The organism is Vallitalea longa (assembly GCF_027923465.1).
Taxonomy (GTDB): Bacteria; Bacillota; Clostridia; order Lachnospirales; family Vallitaleaceae; genus Vallitalea; species Vallitalea longa.
Map to the genome: position 1 here is coordinate 840762 of NZ_BRLB01000001.1, position 12008 is coordinate 852769.

Sequence of the window (12008 nt, forward strand, 5' to 3'; positions counted from 1 at the left end):
CCTCAAAAATCTATAATATAACTTAATTCAGGCTAATTAATTTAATTCTATATGCGCTATTTTAGCAGTTATTTCAGCTATATCTGTATTATCTAAGAAACCATTATATTTTTGGGCGCCTACTCCTATTGCTGACATAGGTATCTGAGTCGCTGTGTGAGCATATGATGTCCAATAGACACCAGCTCTTTCAGATAAAACATGTGTTACTGCCATCGCTGCCTCATCATATTTATATGCATTACCTGGATCTATAATCTCTTTATCAACCATATCCATTCCTTTATCAATAATAGTTTTCTCTTCTTTTGTTAAATCAGTAAGCCCGAATTTTTCTTCGATTAATCTATAATACGTTTCTCTATTACCAGTATAACTTCCTTGAAATTCTTCTATTGACATTTTCGCATTTTCCAGTACTTGTAGATTCAAGAAGTAATCAGTATTAACTCCCATACCAAGACCACCAGTCTCATGATCACCTACCACAACAATTAATGTATCATGCGGATTTTTTTCATAGAACTTGTAAGCTTCTTCTATTGCTTTATCAAATGCTAGAGTATCCATAATTGTTCCTGAAGGGTCGTTAGGATGACATGCATGGTCGATACGACCTCCTTCTATCATGAAAAAGAATCCATCCTCATCTTTTGATAATAATTCAATTCCTTTATCAGTAATGTCTGCTAAAGAAGGTACATAAAATTGTGTATCATTATCATCATCTATGGTATAAGGTAAATGTGATGTTGTGAAAAGATTAAGGTATTTATCCCCTTTTTTTAAAGTTTCCCCTCTGAATTCTTCTGCTCCCTTAAGTCCATACCTTACTTTATAACCTGCTTTTATAAATTCTGCTAATATATTTCTGTCATCTTTCCTTTTAGAACTGATTTTTCCTCCAAAAGCATCTGTCTGAATATCTGTAAAGTTAGTAGGTAAAAAATGTCTTACTCCACCACCTACAATATAATCTATTCCACTGTCTAAATAATCGGCTGCTATATCGTTTTCATTTCCTCTGCTTTCATTATGTGAAGCAAAAACAGCAGGTGTTGCATGAGTAATACGTGTAGTTGTAACCAAACCTGTTGCCATTCCTTTTTCTTCTGCACCTTCAATAAGTGTTTTCAAATTATTTCCTTCAGCATCCTTAGCAATTACTCCATTGTTAGTTTTATGCCCTGTAGCAAGTGCTGTACCTGCTGCTGCAGAGTCTGTTATTAAAGTATCTAAAGAATGTGTAGTGTTTATGGCAGAATGAGGAAATATATTCATAGTTAATTTTCTAGTTTTATCACCTGTCGTTTCTTGTAGATAATATTCAGCAATTTGTCTTTGCGAAGTACCTAAACCATCTCCGATAAAATAAAATATGTACTTTGGCGTTGTAGAATTTGTACTAGCTAATACAGTACCATTATCTTCCTTTAATATAGTATTTGTTTGTAAAGTCAATACTAATACCATTGCAATCATTAAAACAGCACCTATTATTTTCTTTTTCATTAATCTTCCTCCTTAATTTAATTGCATATATAATTTAACTTATTTATATAAAATGTTAATTATAAATTTGTTAAATATAAGTTAAATTATTCCATAGAAAAGTTAAGTTATGTAATTAGAATAGGGACATCAACAATATAAGAAATTGATTAATACCATTAAAACATGCAAATAAAAAGAAGCTATCTTCAAAAGATAACCTCTTGATATGGGTAGGATTATAATGAAAAAATTTAGGTATATAGCATTTCTAATGCTATACTAAATTGTATCTAGCAAGTTTAATCTATTACTTTAATCGACATTACATCTTTATATATAACTGCTTTGTCTATCCAAAGTTTATTAAGTTTCATAACATAATCATAAACTCCTTGTTTCTCTATATTATCTATAAAAAACTTTCTCTTGGCATTACCCTTATTCTCATAATGCAATACTACTTTAGTATCATTCAAAAATATTGTTAACTCAAAATTTTGGAATGGGATATTCTTAGCTGGCTGTATCCATATTCCTTCATATTCAGGCTGAAAACCAAATATATATTTTATAAATATTTTCAACAATACATTAGAACTTCCTGTTTGCCAATCATGCATAGATTCTCCATCAATGAATTTCTGTTTATTATAACCATAGGAATTAGGCATGATATATGGTGAACACGATATTTTTTCATGAGTTATAGGTAGAGATTTAATCAATTGCTCGAAGGCCAACTCACTGCAACCCATCCTAAATAGTGCCATTATTCCAAACATGGAAGCATGAATATATGGTGCTCCATTTTCTGCTGTACCAGCTGGTAGATTAGGTATTCTCCCCACTCCCTTTATACCTTTTTCGAAATAAGGTTCAAATGTTTTTAATCCATATTTTGAATCAAGCCTAGCAAAGGCTCTGATAATTGAACTTTCAATACTTGTATCTTGATCATAAAGACCAGAAAGTACCCAAAAAGCATTAGACGTAAGTCCATCTCTTTCTACTCCATCAGGATCATCAAAACTACCTACATAATAACTTTTATCATCGCCCCATCCATGAACAATTTTCTTGACATCATCTTTTGTAATGATTGCATGATCTTTTAATCCCTGTTCTATTTCTTCCTTTGCCTTTTTATATTCTTGAATTTTATCTGTATATTTATTCTTGTCTATGAACTGTAATAACTCAATCATCTCATTTAGATTCTGATAAACTTGTAGACTCGCCATTACAGAAACACCTGTTCCATATTCTTTAGTATCATCCATACTTACACCAAGTCCATCTAAGGCATCATTCCAGTCACCATATAGAGCACATACACATTTCGTATTATTATAATCCCTATTTATCAATAGATAGTTCATTATATCAAATAAATGCTGTAATACATTACTTTCTTTATGGCTTTTCTGTACAATGTGAGTTTTATCATTTATAAAATTATAATAACCACAACGTTCATTCAAGAAATCAAAGTCCCCAGTGAATTTTAAATAACTTACAATAGTAGATATAACCCAGACTCCTTGGTCAATAAAAGGCCTTAAATCCATTGCTGGCTGTTCATCATCTGTCTTTGGAAGAGAATATTGTCTAGGACATCTTCCGTTAGGTGCAATAAAATTAAGCGCCTCCAGCATTTTGTTTCTCGCTACCTTTGGTTGCCAATATAATAGACCTTCAACAGCTTGAAATACATCCCTAATACCTATTAAAGAAAAACTAGATAGTTGGATATATCCCTTTATTACAGAACAAAATTCTACTTGTTTTTTCAAATGAACCAAAAAGGAATTAACTACATTAGGCTTCAACATTGAATCTTTGGTTTCATGACTAAATGATAATTTCAGTCTTGCCTGTTTATCTTTTTCTTCTTTTTCTATACTATACAATATATTGTCAACAGCAGAACTCCATATATCCTCAGATAGCAGTTCATCTTTTTCTTCATTAGTAAAACAATACCCCAGTGTCAAATCAATTCTTGCCTTTTGATTAACATTAATTTTTACAATGTCACCTGCTATTGCAGTCTCCGTAAAAGTACAAACCGGCTGCTGTATCCCAAAAGTACCATTGTATAATGCCGAAGGTGTATGCAAACTTCTTCTTACCCCTCCTACATATCTGTATCTGGAAGTTGTAATTTCCGACTTTATTAGATTAGAATTCTCATCCAGCTTAATGTATCTGTTAATTATTCCATAATTAGCTTTCATAGATGACCTGTCCAGTTCTTCATATGTTTCTATAACAAAACTGCCTAATTTATTAACTTTATCTGCACCAATATAACTCACTTGTCTAAACCATCTGTCTGTTGAATTTTCCATGATGGCATTTTTCAAAAATGGGTTAAGGTATGATGAGATAAATATCTCTCTAAGATTATTGTTATCATTAATCACTACAATAGTAAAATAAATCTTGTTGTTCTTATCCACAAAGGCTCTGACTGCAAATAGAATATCATCATATTCGGTTATGTAATAGGTAGCTCCCATAGTGAATATTGTATACCTAATAATGGCTAAATGTTCATTTTCTTCAATAACAGGTACAGATAACAATGGAATAACTATATTCTTATTTTTGTCGTTAATGCCTGCAAAAAAAGCAATCTTAGGTTCAGCTCCTTCAGCGGCTCTTATGAATGGTGAAAATAGCCCTTCATTGCAATGCATATATCCAGAAGAATAAGTCCAGAAATTAAAGCCATCTTCCCCATATGGATATCTACACTCTCCATCATCCCTTGGCATAACCAATATATTGTTATTATTGATGAAATAACTATTTCCAGGCATTTTATTATTATCATAATCCGACTTATTGTCTATAATATCATGATATTGCTTTGAAAACTCTCTAACAATTACAGTAATATCTTTCATTGCTTTCCTTTCTTATAAGTTATTTACTCAACTTTCCCACTTCAATATTCTATGTAGATAAGCTAATTAAAAGGCTTTGCAGAATAAAAATATAGGTGTTTCTTCTATCTTGTTATTCTGCAAACCGAACCTATAGTCCTTTATTATCTCGCATTAAATTAAAGGTGTGAAAGTTGAGTTATTTACAAAAGAATTCTTTGGCTTTGTTGAATTCAATTTTCTCTTTGCCAAATATCACATTAGCTACACCTTCTAGAATACTTGGTGTCAAACCACCTGTTATAATCACATAATCTGAATACTCAGCCAAAATCTTTGCATCCATTGGACTTCTGGTTGCAATAGATATAACCTTTTTAGTAGGGCAACTCTTCCTGAATTCTTTTAATACTTCAATTTGTCTTTGAAAATTATAAGCATTGACAGTAGTGAATATTAATACTTCAGATATAATTCCTACATCCGCTAATGATATGATCTCTTCATCAGTAGGATGCCAAGGCATTATTGCCTCTTTTATATTTTTATGATACCCCTTGCTCATTATAATATCTTTAAAAGATATGTCATATAAATTAGTCGCATCTGACATAACAAGTCTAGCTGGATTAGCGAATATAATCCCCAATTTATCTTTTTCTTCCATTTTGATAGCTAACTCGTCTTCATCACCTTTATATAATATTAGTCCTTTTGATGCAATCTTAGCTGATAATTCTTGTCCATATGTACTGTCAAATGTTTTTTGGTCAGGTATATTACCTGCATCAGATTTATTTTTATAATTCAATATCCTTCTTACAGATTCGTCAATTCTTAATTGTTCTATTTCTCCTCTTATAACACATCCATAAACATAATCGATGAACCAGTTACCTGCACACGTTGATATAATTAGATCAACACCAGCATTGATTGCTAACTTAATGGATTCTTTTTCACCATATTCATTAAGTATTGCTTTCATTATCAAGTCATCACTTACTATCAGACCTTCAAACCCTAAATCTTTTCTTAGATATGTTAATATTTTTTTGGATAATGATGCTGGATAATCTTTATCAAGGGCCTCAAAAATACCATGATGAGTCATAATACAGCTTACACCTTTTTCGATGGCTTTTTTGAAAGGGAGTATCTCAACATTTTCTAGTCTTTTCTTATCGTATGGATTTCTATCTACTTGAAAATGGGTATCCACTTTAGTTATTCTCATTCCAGGAAAATGTTTACCACAAGCCAATATACCCTCATCTTCAAGTCCTCTTATAAAAGCTGAACCCATATTTGCCACTACTTCCGGATCAGTTGAAAATCTCCTGTTATCTACAACATAGGAACCATTTTTCACATCATAATCTACATCTAGTACGGGTGCATAACATATATTAATACCTGCATATTTTAATTCTCTACCAACATGCTTACCTTGTAGATAAGCCAAATTTTCATCATTTGCAAATCCCATACTCATATTTCCTGGGAAAATTGTCGTTCCATTAAAAATTGCAGTCAACTGACCGCCTTCTTGGTCAATAGTTAATAAAAATGGTAAGTTATATTTATTTTCTTTTGCATATGATTGTATTTTTTTAGTCATATCATGTAGTTGATCTATGTCTCTAACATTATTGCCTGAAAAAAATATTAGTCCCCCAAGTAGATTTTTTCTATTAAGTTCTCTTAGGTTCTGTGGCAAATCATCATATCCTTGATAATACTGCAAATACATCTGAGCTATTTTTTCTTTCAATGTCATTTCTACAAGTATCTTTTCTACATCTATCATTTTTCTCACCTTCTATTATTCTATTATTAACCCATTATCCCCAGAAATTGTTTCATTTGATTTACTATATCTTCTGCTTTTGATTTATCGTCCATTTCAGCAAATATACGTATCAAAGGCTCTGTTCCTGAAAATCTAGCTATTATCCAGCCTCCATTTTTGAAATAAACTTTTACTCCATCTAAATAACTTACTTTCTCTATTTCTAAATCAAAAGCCGGAAGTTTCTTCTTAATATATAATATATCCACTAACCGCTCTTTTTCTTTGTTAGTGAATTTGCAGTCAAATTCAACCATCTCAAATTTACCGAATTCTTTATCAAGATCATCTAACATTTTAGCTAACCTTTTTCCTGTTACGCTTATCATTTCTACTAGTAAACCTGCTGCAAATACACCGTCTTTTCCTTTTATATGACCTTTTATCGTTAGTCCTCCACTACTTTCCCCTCCGATTACAGCATCTATTTCTTCCATTTTTGAACTAACATATTTAAATCCTACTGGAACTTCATAACATTTTTGTCCATATTTATTTGCTATACAATCTAATAAATGTGTTGTAGCTACATTTCTTACAACTGGTCCTTCCCATCCCTTATATCTTAATAAATAGTAATATAAGAGAGACATGACTTTATTGGGATGTATGAAGCTTCCATTTTCATCAATAATACCTAATCTATCTGCATCTCCATCTGTTCCTATACCAAGATCATAATGTCTATCCACTACCATTTCACGCAATCTCTTTAATGTTACTGCACTTGGAGAAGGTAATCGTCCACCGAACATAGTATCATGTCTATCGTGTATTACATCCACTTCACATCGTGCTGTAACCAATATCAGCTGTAAAGCTGTCTTTGAAACCCCAAACATTGGATCTAATAATATTTTTAGATTTTTACTTCTTATAGCTTTGGTGTTCAGTTTTTTCAATATGGTATCTACATAGTCATTTATAGGATTAATCTCTTGTATTAAACCTGTTTCACGTGCTCTTCCAAAATCAACAGACAAAATATCTTCCTGTTTTATTTTATTAGCTAATAATTCAAGTTCATTAGTTGTTTCTACAGATGCATCTTTTCCACCTTTTGTAAATATTTTTATACCATTATATTCGGCTGGATTATGACTAGCTGTTACAGCTAATCCATAATCTAAGTTAAGAGTTTTTACACTATACATAATCATAGGTGTTGGAGCAATTTTATTTATAAAATATACCTTGATGTTATTTCCTGCAAAAATCTCAGCCAGCCACTTAGCAGATATGTCAGATATGAATCTTCTGTCATATCCTATAACTATACTTTTGTTTATACAGCTTTCTTTGATTATATTAGATATCGCTTGACCTACTTTTACTATATTGCTTTTGATAAATTCGTCTCCTATTATAGCTCTCCATCCACCAGTACCAAAGTGAATCATATCCTAACACTCCTTTTTATGTATATTTTCAACTCATTCATTATGCCTATCCTTTTATGGCCCCTGCTGTCATACCCTCAACTATTTGATTTTGTGCTAACATGTATACTGTCAATACTGGAATTATTATTAGTACTATTACTGCACAGAGTAAACCGTAATCTGTTCCATACTGACTGCTTATTTCATTTAATAATCTATTTATTGGAAATTTTCCCTTTGATCTTATTATTATTAATGAAGTAAACAGATCATTATAGGACCATAAGAATGCGAATGTGGCTGTAGTAGCTACTGCAGGTTTTGAGATAGGCATAATTATTCTTGAGAATACTTGCCAAGTATTCCCTCCCTCTACTATAGCCGCTTCTTCAAGTTCTAGTGGTATTGTTTCCATGAAACTGGTCAACAGCATAATTGTAAATGGTAAATTGTTTGCAATCTGCGGTAAAATAACACCTCTATGAGTATCTATCATCTTCCAAGATAGAAGCATTCTGAATACTGGTAATATTGTTGCGAATATAGGTATCAATAAACTTCCTATAACTAGAGTCTTAATAAATTTTTGACCCCTGAAATGAAATCTTGCTAGTATATAAGATGCCAAAGAACCAAAAAATACTGCAAATAAAACAACCGAACCAGAAATTATTAAGCTATTGGCATAACCCTTAAATATATTCATCTTCACTATGGCAGTCTTAAAATTATCCCATAGTAGAGTTGTTGGAAGTGCAAATGAATTACTCATTATATCGTTAGATGTCTTAAATGAATTTTGCACCACCCAAAGCATAGGATATATGGTTGTTATTGCAAACAAAATCAAAAATATATAAATGAGAAGCGTCCAGATGGTAAATTTCTTCTTCATGCCTACAGATTTATTCTTGCTCATTTTACTACTCCTTTCTTTATAATTAATAAAATACTAATATGTTATAGTTTCTTTCTTAAATATTTTATTAACTATAAAAATAGTTAATAAACCTAAAACTACGATTAGTACTGAAATACTTGCTGCATATCCAAAAGCGTTATCCGCAAATGCTTTTTTGTACATATATAATCCCAATATCTGAGACTGATTCAGTGGACCACCTTCAGTTATTACAAGAACCATATCAAATACTTTTAGAACACCATTTATAGCAAGAATTAGACAAGTTATAATTACATTTCTGATTAAAGGTAATGTAATATATATTGTTTTCGTAAAACCATTTATACCATCTAAATATGCTGATTCATATAAGTCTTTTGGAATCTGTTTTATTGCTGTAAGGATGATTATGAAATAAAATCCTATGTATTGCCAGACTATAGGTATGGAAACCATCTTAACTGCCGATTTTACTGTTATCCAATTTCTTCTTTCCTGCCCTAAGGATTCCATTAGGGTATTGAGTAGTCCTACATCATATGAATAGACTAATTTGAACATCATACCTATTGCTGTTGCAGATATTACAATTGGAAAGAAATAAACTGTCCTGAAGAATTTCTGTCCTTTGGTGATACTATCAACCATCGTTGCAAGTATGATAGCAATTCCTACTTCAAACAGACATACGTATAGCATAATTTCATATGTATTCTTTACTGCTATTTTTATTGTATCGTCATTGATTAATCTCCTATAGTTATCCAGTCCTATAAAAGTTGATTCTATGAATCCATCTGATTTATAAAAACTGTTGATGAAATTCATTATAAATGGATAAAACATGAATACTACTAAAAAAATTAATGCAGGAGATAAGAATAAAATAATTATTAGTAATTTACTTCTTTTACTGCCTCTCATTAATGCATCCTCCTTACAAATTAATGCCTCATATGTTGTGATAATTTACCTTTTAGTTATATTTTCTTTAACTTTCTGGAGTTTTTTTGCAAATAATAACAGTTGAATATGTTCAACTGTTATTATTAACTTTATTACTTCTTTAGTAACGCTGACATACATTTAAAGGGAAATCATTTATCTTTCATTAGTTTCCTTTACGGTTTCTAGAACTTCTTCTGGAGTTTTTTGACCTTCAACTATAAAAGGAACACCATCTTTAACAAGTACATTAAATGCTTCAGGAGTTAATCTTGAGTCAATAGGCATATTCAATGTTTTCGCATTAGCTACCATTTTGTGTCCCTCTATGTACAATGGGTGTAATCCTTCGATTTCAACATTAGCTGATGGTGAACCTCCATTAGCTGTTGCTATCGCTTTTATCTGGTCAGCTGAAGTTAAATATGATATTAAATCAATTACCGCTTGTTGTTTGTCTTCATCTTCATAAGAACTTCTACTTACATAATACCCACTAGAGAATCCTGCAACAATAGAAGTTGGATCCATTTTATCACTAGCTGCTGGCATAGGAATTATAGCCATTTTATCTTTTAATTCATCTTCACATCCGCCAATGAACCATGAACCTTCAAGAATCATAGCAGCTTTTTCTTGTTTGAATAGGTTTTGAGCCATTTCGATATCCATAACCAATGAGTCTTTTGCAAAAGCATCTTTCTCATATAAGTCTTTTATATTGTTGAATGCTGTTACCCATTCTTCTGGAATACCGTCTTCAAAAACATCAAGATGTCCTTCTGCACCAGCTTGTGATAATACAAAGTGTTCTATCATATAATGTGATTGAGCTATTGGTCCTGCAAAAGGTACAATATCATTTTCTTTTAATACTTCTACAGCTGTTTGGAACTTTTCCCAAGTTGTAGGAAGCTCAAGATCATATTCTTCAAACATTGATTTGTTCACGAATAATCCTTCATAAAAACCAGTAAGTGGCAATGCATATAATTTTCCATCAAATTCTTTTACTGAATTTTTGATACCATCAGTTATATCTTTTCCTACTTCAGGATATTTTTCCCATATTTCTTCATATGGCATCACTTTATTACTGTTTATGATCGCTTTTACATCTGCACCAGTATAGAAGAAAGTAATATCAGCTTCATTACCTGATGAGAAATCTGTTTTTACTTTTGTTCTGAATTCATCTCCTACTGATGTCATTGATTCATTTTTGATTTTTACATTTGGATGGTCATTCATGAAATCTTCTAGAGACTGTTCAAAAGTTTCTGTTGAAGGGTCGGTTCCACCAAACATAGTTGCAATCCTTAATTCTACTTTTTTATCTGCTTTTGTATTATTATCCTGTTGTTTTTCTGTGTCATTATTATTTTCTACATTTGCGGTATTTTCATTAGCAGGTTCTTTGCCACCACATCCCACAGCCAATACACATATTAATGAAACTGCTAATATCAACGCCATAATTTTAGAACTTGTTTTCATAATGTAACTCCTCCCTGATAGTTAATTTTATATTTATTATTTATTACAATATTATGATATCATGCATATTAAACAATTCCTAGAAGTCAATCTTGCTCTTTATTGTATAATTTTGTTTAGAATTATTTAAATGTACAATTTTCCTTAACTAAATCAATAAAAGCACACCCTCACAGGCATGCTTTTATATAAAAAATGTAATTTGTGTAATAAAAAATCAATTAGCCTCTTTATTATTCCAATTTTTATTTCTGTATTGATTTGGAGTTATACCAACGTGTTTTTTGAAAGTTTTAGAAAAATAAGGTGTATCTGAATAACCTACCATCTCAGTTATTTCATATACTTTATAATTAGTAGAGGTCAATAGATTTTTGGCTTCTTGTATTCTAACCTCATTTAATAATTCTACGAAACTATTGCCCACTTCTTTTTTTAATATTTTACATAAATACCAAGAGCTTATGTACAAATGATCTGCTACTGTTTGTAAGTCCAGTTTGTTTTCGTAGTTATCCTTTATGTATTTTATTGCTTGTCCCGTTAGAAAAGTTACCTTGTCAGCTTCATTATCTGTATTGTTATTATCATTGTCATTGAGGGCATTGAACTTGTTTAATTTTTTTCTTAGATTTTCTATATCTTTTACTTTTGTTCTCTCATCATCTATTACGTTAATAGCTTCTAGAATTGCATTTTTTATATCTTCAAGATTGGTGGGTTTCAACAAGAATCTTGTAACCCCTAGAGTTATCGCTTCTCTAGCATATTCAAATTCCCTATATCCTGTAAGTATAATGAATTTTGTATATCTGCTTTTTTCTTTCAATTTCTTTATCATCTGAAGTCCTGATAATCTGGGCATCTGAATATCAGATATAATTATATCCGGCTTCAGTTTCTGTGCAAGTTCTAAACCTTCTAGACCATCTTCTGCAACACCTGCTACTTCACATTCAATTTCTTCCCAAGGGACAAGTTTTTTTAATCCTTCAATTATTATTGTTTCGTCATCAATCAGTAATATTTTATACATAAGAACT

General features: G+C 31.2%; 8 protein-coding genes. All 8 read right to left on the reverse strand.

Annotated elements, in window-relative coordinates; translation table 11 throughout:
• Window positions 1-36: 36 nt before the first annotated feature.
• The 8 genes from QMG30_RS03630 to QMG30_RS03665 all read right to left on the reverse strand — a co-directional run bounded on the left by QMG30_RS03630 (window position 37) and on the right by QMG30_RS03665 (window position 12001).
• On the reverse strand, window positions 37-1512 hold the full coding sequence (locus QMG30_RS03630) for an alkaline phosphatase (RefSeq protein WP_281812318.1): 1476 nt from the start codon (window positions 1510-1512) through the stop codon (window positions 37-39).
• A 281-nt stretch (window positions 1513-1793) separates the two neighbouring features.
• Window positions 1794-4406: a GH36-type glycosyl hydrolase domain-containing protein gene (locus QMG30_RS03635; protein ID WP_281812320.1), complete on the reverse strand. Its 2613-nt coding sequence runs from the start codon at window positions 4404-4406 to the stop codon at window positions 1794-1796.
• 178 nt (window positions 4407-4584) lie between these two features.
• Entirely contained in the window at window positions 4585-6195 is a 1611-nt protein-coding gene (locus QMG30_RS03640; RefSeq protein ID WP_281812322.1) for a glycoside hydrolase family 3 protein, read from the reverse strand.
• A 26-nt stretch (window positions 6196-6221) separates the two neighbouring features.
• Complete coding sequence (locus QMG30_RS03645) at window positions 6222-7637, reverse strand: phosphoglucomutase/phosphomannomutase family protein (RefSeq protein WP_281812324.1); 1416 nt, start codon at window positions 7635-7637, stop codon at window positions 6222-6224.
• A 46-nt stretch (window positions 7638-7683) separates the two neighbouring features.
• A complete protein-coding gene (locus QMG30_RS03650; RefSeq protein ID WP_281812326.1) occupies window positions 7684-8538 on the reverse strand; it encodes a carbohydrate ABC transporter permease in 855 nt (284 codons plus the stop codon).
• A gap of 33 nt (window positions 8539-8571) precedes the next feature.
• Window positions 8572-9447: a carbohydrate ABC transporter permease gene (locus tag QMG30_RS03655; RefSeq protein WP_281812328.1), complete on the reverse strand. Its 876-nt coding sequence runs from the start codon at window positions 9445-9447 to the stop codon at window positions 8572-8574.
• 177 nt (window positions 9448-9624) lie between these two features.
• The gene (locus QMG30_RS03660) at window positions 9625-10965 is read right to left on the reverse strand and encodes an ABC transporter substrate-binding protein (protein ID WP_281812330.1); all 1341 of its coding nucleotides are present in this window, start codon (window positions 10963-10965) and stop codon (window positions 9625-9627) included.
• Between the two features lie 217 nt (window positions 10966-11182).
• Window positions 11183-12001: a response regulator transcription factor gene (locus QMG30_RS03665; protein ID WP_281812332.1), complete on the reverse strand. Its 819-nt coding sequence runs from the start codon at window positions 11999-12001 to the stop codon at window positions 11183-11185.
• Window positions 12002-12008: the final 7 nt, after the last annotated feature.

Coding starts and splice junctions, on each gene's coding strand:
- QMG30_RS03630 (WP_281812318.1), bottom strand. CDS start 1,512: ATGAAAAAGAAAATAATAGGTGCTGTTTTAATGATTGCAATGGTATTA.
- QMG30_RS03635 (WP_281812320.1), bottom strand. CDS start 4,406: ATGAAAGATATTACTGTAATTGTTAGAGAGTTTTCAAAGCAATATCAT.
- QMG30_RS03640 (WP_281812322.1), bottom strand. CDS start 6,195: ATGATAGATGTAGAAAAGATACTTGTAGAAATGACATTGAAAGAAAAA.
- QMG30_RS03645 (WP_281812324.1), bottom strand. CDS start 7,637: ATGATTCACTTTGGTACTGGTGGATGGAGAGCTATAATAGGAGACGAA.
- QMG30_RS03650 (WP_281812326.1), bottom strand. CDS start 8,538: ATGAGCAAGAATAAATCTGTAGGCATGAAGAAGAAATTTACCATCTGG.
- QMG30_RS03655 (WP_281812328.1), bottom strand. CDS start 9,447: ATGAGAGGCAGTAAAAGAAGTAAATTACTAATAATTATTTTATTCTTA.
- QMG30_RS03660 (WP_281812330.1), bottom strand. CDS start 10,965: ATGAAAACAAGTTCTAAAATTATGGCGTTGATATTAGCAGTTTCATTA.
- QMG30_RS03665 (WP_281812332.1), bottom strand. CDS start 12,001: ATGTATAAAATATTACTGATTGATGACGAAACAATAATAATTGAAGGA.